This is a genomic window from Variovorax sp. PBS-H4 (assembly GCF_901827205.1).
Classification (GTDB): Bacteria; Pseudomonadota; Gammaproteobacteria; order Burkholderiales; family Burkholderiaceae_C; genus Variovorax.
In genome coordinates, this window is sequence record NZ_LR594675.1 from 1,759,456 (window position 1) to 1,775,116 (window position 15,661).

At 65.5% G+C, this 15,661-nt stretch carries 13 protein-coding genes; 10 read left to right on the plus strand and 3 right to left on the minus strand.

The window, feature by feature from the left end:
• Positions 1 to 109 precede the first annotated feature (109 nt).
• From E5CHR_RS31675 to E5CHR_RS08390, 3 genes are all read right to left on the minus strand, one after another.
• The gene (locus E5CHR_RS31675) at positions 110 to 2,713 is read right to left on the minus strand and encodes a hypothetical protein (protein WP_162577771.1); all 2,604 of its coding nucleotides are present in this window, start codon (positions 2,711 to 2,713) and stop codon (positions 110 to 112) included.
• A 612-nt stretch (positions 2,714 to 3,325) separates the two neighbouring features.
• Positions 3,326 to 4,558 (minus strand): CaiB/BaiF CoA transferase family protein, encoded by a 1,233-nt coding sequence (locus E5CHR_RS08385; RefSeq protein WP_162579256.1) that lies wholly within the window; start codon positions 4,556 to 4,558, stop codon positions 3,326 to 3,328.
• A gap of 96 nt (positions 4,559 to 4,654) precedes the next feature.
• Entirely contained in the window at positions 4,655 to 5,632 is a 978-nt protein-coding gene (locus E5CHR_RS08390) for a LysR substrate-binding domain-containing protein (RefSeq protein WP_162579257.1), read from the minus strand.
• 170 nt (positions 5,633 to 5,802) lie between these two features.
• Here E5CHR_RS08390 and E5CHR_RS08395 point away from each other — a divergent pair, with 170 nt between their 5' ends.
• The 10 genes from E5CHR_RS08395 (at position 5,803) to E5CHR_RS08440 (ending at position 15,457) form a co-directional block, all read left to right on the plus strand.
• Complete coding sequence (locus E5CHR_RS08395; protein WP_162579258.1) at positions 5,803 to 6,435, plus strand: 2-hydroxychromene-2-carboxylate isomerase; 633 nt, start codon at positions 5,803 to 5,805, stop codon at positions 6,433 to 6,435.
• Complete coding sequence (locus tag E5CHR_RS08400; protein ID WP_162579259.1) at positions 6,432 to 7,148, plus strand: glutathione binding-like protein; 717 nt, start codon at positions 6,432 to 6,434, stop codon at positions 7,146 to 7,148. Before E5CHR_RS08395 ends, E5CHR_RS08400 begins: the two co-directional genes overlap by 4 nt.
• 5 nt (positions 7,149 to 7,153) lie before the next feature.
• Positions 7,154 to 8,422 (plus strand): CaiB/BaiF CoA transferase family protein, encoded by a 1,269-nt coding sequence (locus E5CHR_RS08405; protein ID WP_162579260.1) that lies wholly within the window; start codon positions 7,154 to 7,156, stop codon positions 8,420 to 8,422.
• A gap of 78 nt (positions 8,423 to 8,500) precedes the next feature.
• Entirely contained in the window at positions 8,501 to 9,466 is a 966-nt protein-coding gene (locus E5CHR_RS08410) for a tripartite tricarboxylate transporter substrate-binding protein (protein WP_162579261.1), read from the plus strand.
• 22 nt (positions 9,467 to 9,488) lie between these two features.
• Positions 9,489 to 10,964 (plus strand): glutathione-disulfide reductase, encoded by a 1,476-nt coding sequence (gene gorA, locus E5CHR_RS08415; RefSeq protein WP_162579262.1) that lies wholly within the window; start codon positions 9,489 to 9,491, stop codon positions 10,962 to 10,964.
• A gap of 38 nt (positions 10,965 to 11,002) precedes the next feature.
• Positions 11,003 to 11,659 carry a PepSY-associated TM helix domain-containing protein gene (locus E5CHR_RS08420; RefSeq protein ID WP_162579263.1) on the plus strand — a complete coding sequence of 219 codons (657 nt, stop codon included), beginning with the start codon at positions 11,003 to 11,005 and terminating at the stop codon, positions 11,657 to 11,659.
• A gap of 34 nt (positions 11,660 to 11,693) precedes the next feature.
• Positions 11,694 to 12,221 (plus strand): DUF2271 domain-containing protein, encoded by a 528-nt coding sequence (locus tag E5CHR_RS08425; RefSeq protein WP_443083112.1) that lies wholly within the window; start codon positions 11,694 to 11,696, stop codon positions 12,219 to 12,221.
• Positions 12,222 to 12,270: 49 nt separating this feature from the next.
• Positions 12,271 to 13,080 (plus strand): DUF4198 domain-containing protein, encoded by an 810-nt coding sequence (locus E5CHR_RS08430; protein ID WP_162579265.1) that lies wholly within the window; start codon positions 12,271 to 12,273, stop codon positions 13,078 to 13,080.
• Positions 13,077 to 14,075 carry an FAD:protein FMN transferase gene (locus E5CHR_RS08435; protein WP_232061997.1) on the plus strand — a complete coding sequence of 333 codons (999 nt, stop codon included), beginning with the start codon at positions 13,077 to 13,079 and terminating at the stop codon, positions 14,073 to 14,075. Before E5CHR_RS08430 ends, E5CHR_RS08435 begins: the two co-directional genes overlap by 4 nt.
• Positions 14,075 to 15,457 carry a sulfite reductase subunit alpha gene (locus E5CHR_RS08440; RefSeq protein ID WP_162579267.1) on the plus strand — a complete coding sequence of 461 codons (1,383 nt, stop codon included), beginning with the start codon at positions 14,075 to 14,077 and terminating at the stop codon, positions 15,455 to 15,457. Before E5CHR_RS08435 ends, E5CHR_RS08440 begins: the two co-directional genes overlap by 1 nt.
• Positions 15,458 to 15,661 lie beyond the last annotated feature (204 nt).

Genomic DNA, 15,661 nt, shown 5'->3' on the forward strand with positions numbered 1-15,661 from the left:
CGCGCGGTGGAAGCACGAACCGGACAGGGCGGCGGATGATGATCGCGCCTGGCCCAAAGAAAAAGCCCCGGCCGAAGCCGGGGCCTGGTCCCGCACTGAGCTCAGCGCATCACGGCACGTTCGAAGAGTGCACAGCGAACGGCTTGAAGGGCAGTGCCAGCTTGCCGGCGTACTCGCCGTTGGACGTCATCGTCGGGCACACACCCGGCGCGGAACAGAAGTTGTTGTCCGGGTAGATCAGGTCGCCGAAGCGGTAGTTGTCGATGCTCTGGCCGCTGTAGTTCGCCACGCTCACGATGTTGCCTTGCGTGGAGTAGTTGTCGGACATCGTCACCATGACCGGGTCCACGCGCGAGTCCTCCATCGTGCGCATGACGGTGCCGCTGTTGCCGTCGGCGGCGAACTTCACCCAGCCCCACTTGCGATTGGCGCGATCGGTGAAGATCAGCATCGTGTTGATGGGGTCGGCCTGGCCCGGGTAGTCCTTGGCCGCGGCCAGGTGCGTGATGTTGCTGCCCAGCCCCGTCATGACGCCGACTTGGGCGACCTCGGCAGGCGTGCCGGCCACGGGCTTGGCGCCCTGCACATACCCGCCCAGCGAGTACATGTACACCTTGCCGTTTTCGGTGGCGACCCAGGCGCGTGCGTAGTGCGGGTTCGCCTCCCAGTACATGTCGTTCGGCGGCGCCATGCGACGGCGGTCGTCCTTGCTCCAGTAGTTGTAGGTCGAGGTCGTGAGGACACTGGTGGGCTTGTCGGCCAGCGTGATCGTCTTGATGACCGCCGGTGCCGCCTGCGGACGATCCGCCAGCAGGTAGGGCCACTGGTTGGCGGCCAGGCCGACGTTCTGCGTTTCCAGGTTGCTGGCGGCGCTGCCGAGGTACATCTCGTTCGTGTACTTGAACAACGGGCCGAGATCGACGAAGGCAACAGTCTTCTCCGACTTCGACGCGACCACTGCGATGCCGCCCTTGGCGTATCTCTCGTAGTAATCGCCGCCCGGCAGCAGCTTGCCCCGGTTGCCGGACATCGGCGAGGCTTCCTTCGCCATGCCCGACAAGCTGCCGCTGCTGGTGTACACGACCGCCGCATACGGGTGCATGCCTGTCGTCACCTTGATCGACGTGGGCGCCTTCATGTTGGCAGGCAGATCGACGTAGCCGAGCACCTTCATGAAGATGTAGTTGCCCTGGTTGAAGAAGCCGGGATGCACCATGTCCATCCAGTCGTGCCACCAGTCGTACTTGGGGCCGTTGAGCGTGCAGCCCTCGCAGGAGCCGCCGAGCGAGACGACCGCGACCTGGCCCTTGTGGTTGATCGTGTCCCACACCGTGACGAATGCGAACTCCCCGCCGCCGGTGACGGAAATGGCGGTCGGCACCTTGCCCAGCGCCAGCTTGACGCTGGCACGGTTCTGTGCGGTGTACGTGCCGACGGTGAAGATCGTTGCCGGCTTCGTGGGGCTGCCCTGCGTCGCGATCAGCGACAGGCGCGTCGACGGGCTGTCCGCCGCGTTTTCGCCGCGGTCTTCCACGATGGGCAGGTCTGCCGGCTCGTTCGGCGACAACACGCCCGCGGCGTAGTAGGTGTCGATCGAGCTGGGTGTCATGCGCTTGTCTTGCCACATCAGCTGCGGGCGCTGCATGAAGGTCACGCGGTCGGTCGCCTGCGACTGGAACCACGCCACCGAGCTGGACAGCGAGCTGCCGGTGGCGGGTGTGCCGATGGACGCGCCATGGATGCTCACGTACAGGTTGCTTGCGGCGTTGTTCTCGGCACCGAGTTGGTAAAAGATGTCATTGCCCACGCTGTGATTGATCGCGCCGACGTCGCCCCGCAGCGGAAGCGTGTTGACGCCGGTGCGCGTCGCCGCTGGTCCGAACCGGTACGCCACGCCCTCGGCCTGGCCGAACTTGTAGGCGATGTTGTCGTAGGCACTGGCAACGATCGCGCCAGAGCTGTCCACCACATCGCCGGCGATGGGCGTGGGTGCCGGTGCCGGGGCCGGAGCCGGGGCCGGGGCCGGGGCCGGGGCTGGAGCCGGAGCAGGGGCCGGGGCTGTCGCAATCGGAGCCGTGATGGATTTGGTGGGCGAGTCGAGCTCGGTCGCGGGCCCGGCCGAGATGCATGATTTCGCCGTCATGAACGCAGGATCGTCGCCGAAGAAGGTGTTGGTGCACGCTGCCGTCCCGCTGACCGTTCTGGTGATCCAGCGCGAGTCGGCGCCGTACTTCACCAGGGTGGCGGCGGACACCGTGAACGAGGAACCTTCCTGCGCGAGCACGGTTCCCGCAGGGGGCGCGGGTTGCACGTAGCAGGCCTTCGCGACGTATTCCAGCGGGTCGCGGCCGAATGTGTTGTTGTTGCAGGCCACGGCGCCAGTGAGCGTCTTGCTCGTCCAGCCCGAATTTGCGCCGTACTGCACGAGCGTGGACGCGGACAACTGGAAGGTCTGGCCTTCGTCCGCGACCTTGACCCAACTCGAATCGAGCTTGCTGAGTGCAGCCTCCTTGCTTGCGACGGGCGCGGGCGCGGGCGCAGGCGCCGGCTCATTGGCCCCTGCAGTGGTCGACGCCACCGGCGAAGCCGTCAGCCCATCCGTGCCTTGAGGCAGAGCGAAGCCGCCGCCTGAGCCGCTTCCGCCGCCTCCGCAGCCTGCGAGTGCACCTGCTGCCACTAGAAGCAGAAGGGCGCATTGGTCGATCTTGCTCACACTGAACTCCTGTTCGATCTAAAATTCGGAAAAAAGAATTCCCCGCGCTTGAAAGAAGCGCGCAAAGAAATTGCTCAATAAGCTGCTGAAAACCGGGAGGGCGGACGGCCCGCGATGGCCCACGAAGGGCTGGAGGGATGGGGCACACGTAGTCCGTGCTCAACCCTGTGCGTGGTGCGGGCCCTGGGGCCGCTGCAACCGACTTGTTGTCGGTTTTTGAGTACTTAGGTACTTAAATAAGCTGCATTAACTGCGCCTAATCGCTGCGATTCGCTGCGAGAAACTCCTTCAGGGTGTTGCTTTCGCTTGTGTCAATAGATATCGGATGGGATCTATTGTCAGCCGACAGCCCGTGCTTGTGTAGGACAACATGCCGCCGCATGGGAATTAATTCACGACTTTTGGCAATGTCGCAACAAAATTAGCGCAATGAAGTAGTTCGGCTTAATAACCATTTTGGGTACGTTTGCGGCTTTTTTTGGCGCCGTCCCCTGTTGGCCTAATTCGAATTAAGCTGAAAGAATTAGGAGTGCATTTGAATTGCCCGGCGAAGCAGGCAAGTCCTGGCCAGGGAGGCGATGGGGCCGCTGTGGCAGCGGCCCGGCCGGGCGATCAAACGATGCCGGCTGCCTGAAAGGCGCTCATCTCTTCCTGCGAGACCTTGGCGAGGCGCGACAGGACTTCGGCCGTGTGCTGGCCGGGAAGGGGGGCAGGATTCCGATACCCGCCCGGCGTGCGGCTGAACTTGAGGGGAAATCCAGCTGCAGCAGCCTCGACTTCGCCGCCGGAAAGCGGATTCCAGACCGGCTCGATCATCGAGCGATCATGGAGATGGCGCCAATGCATCACGTCATCGATGCTGCGCACGGGACTGCAGGGGACCTTGGCATCGGTCAGATGCTCGATCACGCTCGCAGTCGTTTCCTGGCCAGCCCACGCTGCGACGATCTCGTCCACTTGGGCGTTGTTGGCGAGGCGCCAGGCCAGGCGGCCAAACTCAGGATGTTCAAGCAGGTCGTTTCGTCGCATCACGCGAACGAGTGCGGCCCAGTCGTCTTGCGTGGCTGCACCGATGACGACCCAGCCGTCGAGCGTTCGATACGCATTGAAGGGCGAGAACCGCATGATGCGGCTTCCTTGCCGAGCGTTCAGCCCCAGCCGCTCATAGCAGTCGAGAGGTTCGTCGAAGATCAGCGAGAACAGGCAGTCGACCATCGACACATCGACAGCCTGGCCGGTGCCGGTGCGTTCCCGATGCAGCAGTGCGGCGACGATGCCGTTGGCAGCAAAGACACCGGCGATGGCGTCCGAGATCGGGGAGCCGGCCTTCACGGGCCCGGAGTCCGGCTGCCCCGTGATGCTCATGAGACCGACCGCCGCCTGCACCATCGGGTCGTACGCTTTCAGGTTCCGGTCTGGTCCGGTCGCGCCGTACCCGGACAGTGCACAGTAGACGAGTCGCGGATTCGCCTCCCTGAGTCGCGTGTAGCCGATGCCCAGTCTGTCCGCGACGCCAGCGCTGAAGTTCTCGATCACCACGTCCGCCTTGGCAACCATCTTCAGGAACAGCGCCACGCCGCGCCCGGATTTCAGGTTCAAGGTGACGGATTTTTTTCCGCGTGATCGTTTCAGGTAGGCCAGGCCCATGTCCTGGTCCGTCTGGCGATCGAACGACACGCCTTGCGGCCCGGCATACGGGGGCGCAAAGGCAGTAGGGTCCCCGGTTCGCGGATCATCGATCTTGATGACCTCTGCTCCCATGCCGGCGAGCAGGAGCGTGGCTTGAGGTCCGGAGAAGAAGCGGGTCAGATCGAGGACGACGATGCCGTCCAGTATGTTGCTCATGCCTGTACCTTGATACGGCCCTCGCCGATCGAGTCAGTCTAGGCAATACCAGGGACGGCGGCCAATAGTCGATTCCGCTGTGGGTATAGACGAGGCTTATACCTTTGTCGTCGAAGCACTGGCGCCGACTTCGGCACCGATCCACACCGAGTCGCGCACAAGCGACGTGCTGACTTCAATGATGAGTTCGGAAATGCAGGTCGCGGCCGCGCTGAGCGCAACGATGTCGTAGGTGCACAGAGAGACACCCCGCGTCAGCTTCACACCGGCAATGCGGTGGGCAGTGACCCCGTCGTGATGGGTGGCCCCCGAGAGCGCGGAAGCCGACAGGATGGACGAGGCCAGGCCGCTGGCCACGACGGACTTGATGGTCGGCAGCGAATCCAGTTCGGCGATCACCACGAGCGGCAGGCCTGCCGCGTCGAAAGCGCGGTTCACGATCTGTCGCGTCGCGTTGGCTGCCCCGGGCAGGGCAAATCGGTGCGTGGATGCCTCGTCCAGCGAGATCGGTTTTCCAGACCTCTTTTTACCGGCCGACAACAGGAACAGTTCCTCGACGAGCAATGGCGTCACGTGGAGGTTGGACACCTGCTTGGCCGCAAGGACGGCGGCTCCCTGCATCTCGGCCGCGTCGAAAAGCAAGGACATCTCCACGCGGCCATTGACGACGAGATCGCGCAGATGCCCGCTCAGGCCTTCGATGATCTGCAGCCGGATACCCGGGTAGCGCGCCTGGGCTGCCGCGATCAAAGGCGTTGCGAGCATGTTCGCAACGCTCGTCGGCATTCCGATCGACACGACGCCCATGGGGTCGGACCCGGCGTGAGTCACTTCCGTCTTGAGCCGGTCCATCAAGCGCAGCACGCTTTGCGCATGGCGGTACAGGACCATGCCTGCGTCTGTCGCGGCGACGCCCCGCACGGAGCGGGACAGCAGCTTCACATTCAGTTCTGACTCGAGGCTTGCCACCTGCTGACTCAGTGCCGGCTGCACGATGCACAGATCCGCAGCCGCGCGTGACAAGCTGCCCAATTCGACGATCCGCACGAAATAGCGTAGTTGTCGCAGTTCCATGCCTTGAGTGTCCCACGCAGGCAACCCGCCGCATCGCCGGGCAGCGCGGGAAAGAGTCCCCAGCGATCTGTCTGGGTGATGCCGGAATCTCGATTCCCTATTTTTCGTCGTGAGTAGCCAGACCTAGACTGGCCCCCGACCAACGTGCTACGAAGAGACGGAGCCAGCAGATGAGCAAGCCACAAGTCGAGATGTATTGGGATGCCGGCAGCACCAACACCTATTTCGCACTCAAACTGATCAAGCCGATCCTGGAGAAGCACAACGCCGAGCTGGTACTGCAGCCCTACAACGTGGGGTACGTCTTTCGCAGCAACAACTACGAGTTGATGAAGGAGCCCAAGGCCAAGCTGCGGGCCCGCAAGACCGACCTGATGCGGTGGGCTGCAAAGTACGACCTGCCGTTCCAGATCCCGAGACAGTTCCCGATCAAGTCGAGCCGCATCCTGCGTGGCTCGCTCGCCATGCGCCGCAAGGGACTGGAGCTGCAGTTCGTCGAGCGGGTCTTCGATGCCTATTGGCAGGAGGGCAACGCGACCGTGGCCGAGTACGAGGGCCTGCGGCCCATTGTCACGGCGCTCGGTGTCGACGCGGACTGGTTCGAACAGCTTGCGGCGAGCGAAGAGATTGCTGCCGAGGTTGCCCGCAGCACGGACTGCGGGATCGAGCGCGGCGTCTTCGGCGTTCCGATGATCTTCGTCGAGAACGAGATGTTCTGGGGCAAGGACCGCATGGAGTTCGTCGATGACGAGCTCACGCGCCTCGCAGCCCGCGCTGGGCAGGCAACGGAGCAGTCGGCATGATCGACCTGTACTTCTGGAGCACGCCAAACGGCTACAAGGTCTCCATCCTGCTGGAAGAGCTCGAGCTCCCCTACCGGGTCATACCGGTGCATATCGGGAAGGGCGACCAGTTCAAGCCCGAGTTTCTGCGTATCAGCCCGAACAACAAGATTCCCGCGATCGTCGACCCCGATGGACCCGGCGGCGAGCCCGTGGCGCTGTTCGAGTCGGGCGCGATCATGATGTATCTCGCGGAGAAGACCGGATGGCGCTTTCTGCCCGAGCCGATGCGGCGGCGCTACGAAGTCGTTCAATGGTTGATGTTCCAGATGGGAGGAGTGGGGCCGATGCTCGGCCAGGCGCACCACTTTCGCAAGTACGCGCCGGAACCCATTCCTTATGCCGTGGATCGCTACACGAACGAAGCGGCGCGACTGTATCGGGTCATCGACCAGCGCTTGTCCGAGGCGACTTATCTCGGAGGCGACGAGTACTCCATTGCCGACATGGCGACCTACCCCTGGCTTCGTGCCTACAGGTGGCAGGGCCAGGACATCGAGGACTACCCGCACCTGAAGCGCTGGTATCTCGCCGTTCGAGCAAGGCCGGCCGTCCAGCGGGGCCTGGCGGTTCTTTCGGAGAAGGTGGACAGAACTGCATCGAAGCCGACCGGCGAGCGTTGGGACAACCTGTTTGGCAGCGCGCAATTCGACAAGCGCCCGGCTGCGGAGTGAAGACCATGGCATTGCCGATGCTCGAGGGCATTCGCGTTCTGGACCTGACCCAGATCGTCGCCGGTCCCACCTGTTCGCGTCTCCTCGCAGACGCAGGCGCCGAGGTGGTCAAGCTGGAACTTGCGCCATCCGGAGATCGAACCCGGGTTGGGGGCTTGCGCACGAATCATCCCGAATTCAAGGGCGACTCGCAGAGCACCTACTTCTTTCAGCACAACCATTCCAAGTCGAGTCTGGCGCTGGACTTCAAACACCCCAAGGGCCGGGAACTGATCAAGCGGCTCGTCGCAAGTTTCGACGTGCTCGTCGAGAACTTCTCGCCCGGCGTGATGGCGCGAGCAGGACTGGCTTACGAGGATCTCAAGGCGATCAATCCTCGGCTGGTCATGTGCTCGATCTCACTGGCCGGCCAGACCGGTCCTTTGAGCCAGAAGCCCGGCTATGACTACATTGCCCAGGCCTACGCGGGGGTGACGGATCTCATCGGTGACCCGAACGGTGCGCCCTCCTTGATCACGATGGCCATCGGCGACACCTCGACGGGCATCGCTGCGGCCATGGCCGTCGGCTTCGCCTTGCTCCATCGCGAACGGACCGGCGAAGGGCAGCACGTGGAGGCTTCGCTGCTTGACACCTACTTCACCATGCACGAAGTGGCGGTGCCGCGAGTTGCGCTGCGCAAGGGTTACACGCCGAAGCGCACGGGATCCCAGCACCCCGATGGCGGGCCCACCGGCATCTTCGTCTGCTCCGACGGTACCTATCTCACGCTCGCGATCCTGCCGCACCAATGGCGACAGTTCGTCGATACCCTGGAAATGCCGCAGCTGCTGGCCGATCCCCGATTCGCGTCTGCTTCGCTGCGGCGGGACAACAACGCGGCATTGAAGGCGATCCTGGAGGAGTGGCTGGCCCGCTTTCCGTCGCGGGACGCGGCCATCGAGCGCCTCGAGATGAACCGCATCCCCGTTGCGCCGGTTCTTACGCTCAACGAAGCCATGGCACATCCTCATCTGCGCGAGCGAGGAACCGTGCGCCGCGTCAGGGATCGCGCCCTGGGTGAGTTCGACATCCCGGGATCGCCCGTCCGCTTCTCCGCAAGACCGCCTGCCGAAGCGGTGCATGCCGATCGTCTCGGCGAGCACAACATGGCGATTCTGGGCAAGTACCTGGGCCTCTCACCGGAGGACGTGAACGACCTTCACCAGGAAGGTGTCCTGGTGCGCGACGCCACGCTCGCGTCCGATCGGAGGGCGCCGCCCTCCACCTCATGAGCTTCGTTCCGGGCGCGTAACAGAGCTGCGCCTGCCCTGCCGGGCATGAGCAGCGCGACAGAATCCAAGGAGACAACCATGTCAGGCAAATTTTTCGCCGCGCTGCTGCTCGGCGCGTGTGCAGTCGCGGGTGCTCAGAGCTATCCGAGCAAGCCGATCACATTGATCGTCCCGTTCGCAGCAGGAGGTCCGACCGATGTCGTCGCGCGGCAGGTCGGCACTGCGATGGCGAAAAGTCTGGGGCAGCCCATCGTGGTCGAGAACCGCCCCAGCATCGGGGGGATCGTGGGGAGCGAGGCCGTGATTCGTGCGGAGCCGGACGGCTACACGCTCCTCATTCACAACATCGGCATGGCAACGCTGCCGTCCTTGTCGCGGAACCTGCGATTCAATCCGCTTCGCGATTTCGCTTATGTGGGCGAAGTCGTCGATGTTCCGATGACGCTGGTGGGAAGAAAAGACTTGCCGCCGACGGGCTTCAAGGAACTGAATGTCTATCTGTCGGAAAAGCGCCGTCAGATCAATCTTGCGAACGCCGGCATCGGCACGGCCTCGCACCTGTGCAGCCTGTTGCTGATGAGTCGACTCGGCGTCCCGATGACGTCAGTACCGTACAAGGGCGCCGCGCCGGCGATGAGCGATCTGATGGGGCGCCAGGTGGACCTGCTGTGCGACCAGGTGACCACGACGACGCAGCCGATTCGAGGCGGCCTCGTCAAGGCGTACGCGGCGACCACGAAGGCCAGGCTGCCGACTCTGCCCAGTGTGCCGACGCTCGTCGAGCAAAGCACGGATGGGTTCGAGATGACGGTTTGGCATGGCATCTATGCCCCGAAGCGCACCCCCAAGGAAATCATCGCGAAGCTCTCCGCTGCGCTCAGGCATGCCCTCGTCGACAAGGAATTCAGGGATTCCATGGCAAAGCTCGGCGCGCTTCCGGTGGCTGCGGACCGTGCGACGCCGGAAGGGCTCCAAGGTCAGCTGGAACGGGAGATCGAGCGCTGGACACCGATCATCAAGCAGGCTGAGGCCTACATTGATTGAGGCCGTCGCAGGTCGACCTCCCATGAGTTCCGCCGGCGATCTTGATCTGTTCGTGATCGGTGCGGGCAGCGGTGGCGTGCGTGCCGCGCGCATGGCGGCACGGCGCGGCGCAAGGGTCGCGATCGCCGAGGTCGCCCCGCTGGGCGGAACGTGCGTCAACCTGGGCTGCATCCCCAAGAAGCTCTACAGCTACGCCTCGCACTACCTCGAAAGCTTCGAGGAGTCGCATGGTTACGGCTGGCACGGTGGCATCCGGCCCGTACTCGACTGGCCAATGCTGAAGAAGAACCGCGCAGTCGAAATTGCGCGGCTCAACGCTGTGTACGGCGATCTGCTGGCGGGCGCGGGGGTCACGGTCCTTCGCGGTCGGGCCCATGTGGTGTCCGAGAACCTGGTCCAGGTCGGCTCCAAGGTTTACGGCGCCAAGAAGATTCTCATCGCGACCGGTGGTCACCCGGTGATCCCGAAGGTGCCGGGGGCCGAGTTCGCGATCAGCTCGAACGAGATCTTCGATCTTCCCGCTTTCCCCGCGCACCTCGTCGTCGTCGGTGCCGGATACATCGCGACCGAGTTCGCCTCGATCTTCCGGGGGCTCGGTGCGACGGTGACCCAACTGTGCCGCGGCGAACAGTTGTTGCGCGGATTCGACGAGGACGCGCGGCACTTCGTCGCTGCCGAAATGCGCAAGAAGGGCATCGACCTGCGTACCGGCGCCGATGTCGAAGGGGTCGAGCGCGGTGCCGATGGGCGTCTGCACGTCGCTCTGCGAACAGGCGGCGAGATCGTGGCCGACACGGTTCTCTGTGCCACTGGAAGGGCTCCTAACACGCAAGGGCTCGGGCTCGAGGGCGTGGGAGTCCGGCTCGCACCCAACGGTGCGGTGATCGTCGATACCCACTACCGCAGCAACGTGGAGAGCATCTACGCGATCGGCGACGTGATCGATCGTGTTCATCTGACGCCGGTCGCTCTTGCCGAGGCCATGACGCTGGTGGATCACCTGTACGGCGAGGGCAAGCGCGTGCTTGACTACGACCTGATTCCCACCGCCGTGTTCACCCATCCGAGCGTCGGAACGATCGGCCTCAGCGAGGCCCAGGCGCGTGCGCGCTTCGGCAGCGTGCGCGTGTTCCGAAGCGAGTTCAAGGCGCTGAAACACACGCTGTCCGGCAGTACCGAGCGCACGCTGGTGAAGCTCGTCGTGGATGCCGCGACGGATCGGGTGGTCGGCCTGCACATGGTCGGCGCCGATGCAGGAGAGGCAATACAGGGATTTGCAGTCGCGATGACGGCCGGCGCGACCAAGGCACAGTTCGACGCGACGCTGGGCGTCCACCCGACCGCCGCCGAAGAGTTCGTGGCGATGCGCGAACCGGTCGCCCGACGCATCGTTCCTTCGACCCGTCGGCACTGGCGCCTGCCTGCCGAGAAGGTGCAGCGCCGGGCACGCACGCCGCTTCGGGCAGCGCGGACGGCGCCCGCCTGCCTGGCTGAATAGCATTCATTCTCATTTGTGAGGGTACAATGCGCGCTCCGATGAGCGCCGCCACCACTGCCACCGCCCCCTCTCGACGCCGTTCCTACTGGCTCAAGACCCTGCACGAATGGCATTGGGTCAGCTCGGCGCTGTGCCTCATGGGCATGCTGCTGTTCAGCATCACCGGCATCACCCTCAACCATGCCTCGCAGATCGAGTCCCGGCCGGCCGTGACGCGCAAGGCCGCCCCCGTCGATGCCGCGCTGCGCGGGCAATTGGCAGGCTTGCAGCCGGACATCGCGAAGACGGCCAAGGGCAAGGCCGAGCTGCCGGCCGAGCTCCAGCGCTGGGTGCAGGCGCAGTGGGGCGTCGACACGTCCGGCAAGCAAGCGGAGTGGTCGCAGGACGAGATCTATCTCTCGTTGCCCCGGCCGGGCGGCGACGCCTGGTTGCGCATCGGGCTCGAGGACGGCGAGGCCGAATACGAGCTGACCGACCGCGGCTGGATCTCCTATCTGAACGACCTCCACAAGGGACGCAATACCGGCGCCGCCTGGAGCTGGTTCATCGACATCTTCGCGGCGGCGGCGCTGCTGTTCTCCATCACCGGCCTGCTCATCCTCAAGATGCATGCCGGCAACCGGCCGTTCACGTGGCCGATGGTTGCGATGGGGCTGCTGGTGCCTTTCCTCCTGGCGCTCCTCTTTGTCCATTGATCGAAACCCGAAGAAGAAAGGTCTTTTCGTGCACATCCGCTATTCACTCGCGCCCGTCGCCATGTCGGCGTTGATGGGGGCGCCCGCATGGGCGGCGAGCCTGGCAGTCAACATCGAGGTTCCGCGCCTCAATGCCGCGGAGTACCACCGGCCCTACGTAGCCGCCTGGATCGAGCGGCCCGACAACACGCTGGCCACCACGCTGGCGGTCTGGTACGACGTGCGCACCAAGACCAACAACCCCGAGGGAGAAGGCACCAAATGGCTCAAGGACCTGCGCCAGTGGTGGCGTCGCGGCGGCCGCGAGCTGGCGGTGCCGGTCGACGGCGTGACGAGCGCGACCAAGCCTGCAGGCAAGCACCAGCTGAGCTTCGTGGAAGGCAGCAGCGCGCTGCCCAAGCTGGCGCCGGGCGCGTACAAGCTGGTCGTCGAGGCGGCGCGCGAAGTCGGTGGCCGCGAAGTGGTGAGCATCCCGTTCCAGTGGCCGCCTGCGAGCGCGGCACAGCCGGTCGCGGCCGGCAAGGAAGAGCTCGGAGAGATCCGGCTCGAGCTCAAGCCTTAGTGGCCCGCAACAGCACACCACGCCGTTTTCTTCAACGAGAGGAATCTTCATGATCCAGCCCGCCCTGCGCCTCGCCGCCCTCGCCCTTGCACTGTCGTGCGCCGTCTCTGCCGTGCAGGCCCACAACGCATGGCTTCTGCCGTCCACCACCGTGCTGTCGAAAGGCGACACCATCACCGTCGATGCGGCGGTGTCGAACGACTTGTTCGTCGCCAACCATGCGCCGCTGCGGCTGGACGGCCTGCAAATCGTCGCGCCCGACGGCAGCCTGATCAAGCCCGAGAACGAAGCCAGGCTCAAGCACCGCAGCGTGTTCGACGTGCCCGTGGCCCAAGCGGGCACCTACCGAATCGCCGTGCTGAACAACGGCGTCTTCGCCAGTTGGAAGGACAAGGCCACCGGCCAGAACAAGCGCGCGCGTGGCACGGCCGAGACGATCGGCAAGGAGATCCCGGCCGATGCGACGGACGTGAACATCACCCAATCGGCAGGCCGCGTCGAAACCTTCGTCACTGTCGGCAAGCCCAGCGCGCTCAAGCCGATCGGCCAGGGCCTGGAACTCGTGAGCACGGGCAGCCCGACCGATCTCGTCAAGGGTGAGAAGTCGAACTTCGTGCTGCGCGTCGATGGCCAGCCTGCCAAGGATCTCGAAGTCACCGTGACGGCCGGCAACACGCAGTACCGCGACAAGCTGAGCGAAGTCAAGCTCAAGACCGACGACAAGGGCCAGTTCAGCGTGACATGGCCCAGTGCCGGGATGTTCTGGCTGGACGCCTCTACGCGCGACGACAAGACGACCGTGCCCCAGGCCAAGGAGCGCCGGCTGAGCTACGCGGCCACGCTCGAAGTGGCGCCTTGAGCCCCGCCTTCGCTCGCCGGCTGCCAGAGTCCTATGGCGCTGCGGCGTTGCCGCGCCGCGCCGATCCGTCCAGCCTGCAGCGCCTCGAAGGGCGCACCATGGGCACCACCTGGTCATTGCGCTTCGACAATCCGGGCATGCTGGCGCTCGAAGATGTGCGCGCGGCTGTCGAGGATCCGCTCGACCGCGTCGTGGCACAGATGAGCCAGTGGGAACCCGAGTCGGACATCAGCCGCTACAACCGCGCACCGGCCGGTTCGCGGCACCGCCTGCCACGTGAGTTCGCGAGCGTGCTGGCCTGCGCGCTCGACTGGGCACGCGCCAGCGGTGGCGCGCTCGACCCGACTGTCGCGCCGCTCGTGGCCTGCTGGGGCTTCGGCCCCGAGGCCGCTGCCGCTGCGCCAGAGCCGCACGAGCTCGCCGATGCCGCCGCGCGGGTGGGCTGGCAGCGCCTGTGCTTCGAACGTGGCGACCCCAGCGTGCTGCAGCCCGGCGGCGTGGTGCTCGACCTGTCGGGCATCGCCAAGGGCTTCGCGGTCGACCACGGCGTCGAAGCATTGCGTGCGCTCGGCTTGCGCGACGTGCTGTTCGAGGTCGGCGGCGAGCTGCGGGGCGCGGGCCGCCGCCCCGGTGGCCTGCCGTGGCAGGTGCAGGTCGATGCGGGCACCGGTCCGGCGCTTTGCGTGCCGCTGGCCGACATGGCGGTCGCGACTTCCGGCGACCGCTGGCACGTGCGCGAGCATGCGGGCCGGCGCTGGTCCCACAGCATCGATCCGCGCAGCGGCCAACCGGTCAGTCCGGCGTTGGCAGGCGTCACCGTGCTGCATGCGCAATGCATGGAGGCCGACGCGCTGGCCACCGTGCTGACCGTGCTCGGCCCGCACGAAGGCCTGCGCTTTGCCGATGAACACGGCATTGCCGCGCTGTTCAGCGTGCGCGGCGCCGCAGGGCTCGAGCGGCACGCCAGCGCCGCCTGGAAGGAACGCCAGGACTGATGGACGACGGTTGGCGTCAGCTCGCGGCGACCGCGTCGGTCTTCGCCTATGGTGCCCTGTGTGCCGCGATCTGGCAGCGCGAGCGCCGGCGTGCGCAGGCGCGGGTGGCCGACGCCGCGTCGCTTGCCACCGCCGGCGAACCGATGCTGGTGCTGCACGCCACGCAGACGGGCCAGGCCGAGGCGATCGCCTGGCAGACCGCGCGCTGGCTCCATGCCCAAGGCGCGGCCGTGCGCGTCATGTCGCTCAACGAGCTCGACCTCGCCACCTTGCAAGCCGCCCCGCGCGCACTGTTCGTGGCCAGCACCTACGGCGAAGGCGATGCGCCCGATGGCGCCAGCGCCTTCGTCGAACGGATCATGGAAGCGCGCGCGCAGTTGTCGGGCCTGCGCTATGCGCTGCTCGCGCTGGGCGACCGCCAGTACGCGCACTTCTGCGGCTTCGGACGCCGACTCGACGCTTGGCTGCGCGACAGCGGTGCCGTCCCCGCCTTCGAGCGTATCGACGTCGACAACGGCGACGACACCGCGATGGCCCGCTGGCGCCAACAGTGGCAGGGGGAGCGGCAGGAGGAGGGCGCCGGCACTGCGGGCGAAGCGCCTCCCGACGATGACTTCGAGCCATGGCGCCTGGTGGCTCGCCGGCAGCTCAATGCGGGCAGCGCCGGCGCACCGGTGTTCCACTTGGCCTTTGCCCCGTCGAGCGGTGCGCTGCCGCACTGGGCTTCCGGCGACCTGGCGCAGATCCGGCTGGCCTCCGACCCGCAACGTCCGCGCGACTACTCGATTGCCTCGATTCCGGCCGATGGCGAACTGCAACTGCTGGTTCGCCAGGAGCAGCACCCCGACGGCACACTCGGCGCCGCGTCCGGCCTGCTCACTGCCGCGCTGGCGCCGGGCGATGCCGTGGCGATGCGCCTGCGTCAGCACGGCAACTTCCGTCTGAACGGCAACGCCGATCGGCCGCTCATCCTGATCGGCAACGGCACCGGCTTGGCGGGCCTGCGCGGCCACCTGCGCGAGCGCATCGCCCGCGGGCGGCACGACAACTGGCTCGTGTTCGGTGAACGCAGCGCACGGCACGACTTCCTGTACCGCGATGAACTCGAAGCTTGGCTGGCGTCCGGAGCGCTCGCCCGGCTCGACATGGTGTTCTCGCGCGACGAAGAGTCGCTGCACGGTGAGCGGCGCTACGTGCAGCATCGCCTTTTCCAGGCTGCAGAGGAGGTGCACGCCTGGGTCGAGCGCGGTGCCGCGCTCTACGTGTGCGGCAGCCTGCAGGGCATGGCATCGGGCGTGGACACCGCGCTGCGCCAGATCCTCGGGCGCGACCGCCTGCACGAGATCGCGGTCGCGGGCCGCTATCGGCGCGACGTCTACTGAGCCTCGCGCCAGGGCGCCGAGACGTTGCACGCCGCCAACGTCCGCAAGGAAATTTGTCGCGAGTGTGAAGTTGCGTGAACTTTGTTATTGATAGTCGTTATCATTTGCACCGTTGTCGCCGGGCACCTCGGCGAACGAACTCAGCCAGCCAATCCCCCGCATCGCCCAGATGCGCCGCGCGGACCCGCCAGTGAAGTTCTCACC

What these genes read in the sequence shown, in the direction of transcription:
- E5CHR_RS08385 (WP_162579256.1), bottom strand. Translation starts at nt 4,558, where the DNA reads ATGAGCAACATACTGGACGGCATCGTCGTCCTCGATCTGACCCGCTTC.
- E5CHR_RS08390 (WP_162579257.1), bottom strand. Translation starts at nt 5,632, where the DNA reads ATGGAACTGCGACAACTACGCTATTTCGTGCGGATCGTCGAATTGGGC.
- E5CHR_RS08395 (WP_162579258.1), top strand. Translation starts at nt 5,803, where the DNA reads ATGAGCAAGCCACAAGTCGAGATGTATTGGGATGCCGGCAGCACCAAC.
- E5CHR_RS08400 (WP_162579259.1), top strand. Translation starts at nt 6,432, where the DNA reads ATGATCGACCTGTACTTCTGGAGCACGCCAAACGGCTACAAGGTCTCC.
- E5CHR_RS08405 (WP_162579260.1), top strand. Translation starts at nt 7,154, where the DNA reads ATGGCATTGCCGATGCTCGAGGGCATTCGCGTTCTGGACCTGACCCAG.
- E5CHR_RS08410 (WP_162579261.1), top strand. Translation starts at nt 8,501, where the DNA reads ATGTCAGGCAAATTTTTCGCCGCGCTGCTGCTCGGCGCGTGTGCAGTC.
- gorA (WP_162579262.1), top strand. Translation starts at nt 9,489, where the DNA reads ATGAGTTCCGCCGGCGATCTTGATCTGTTCGTGATCGGTGCGGGCAGC.
- E5CHR_RS08420 (WP_162579263.1), top strand. Translation starts at nt 11,003, where the DNA reads ATGAGCGCCGCCACCACTGCCACCGCCCCCTCTCGACGCCGTTCCTAC.
- E5CHR_RS08430 (WP_162579265.1), top strand. Translation starts at nt 12,271, where the DNA reads ATGATCCAGCCCGCCCTGCGCCTCGCCGCCCTCGCCCTTGCACTGTCG.
- E5CHR_RS08440 (WP_162579267.1), top strand. Translation starts at nt 14,075, where the DNA reads ATGGACGACGGTTGGCGTCAGCTCGCGGCGACCGCGTCGGTCTTCGCC.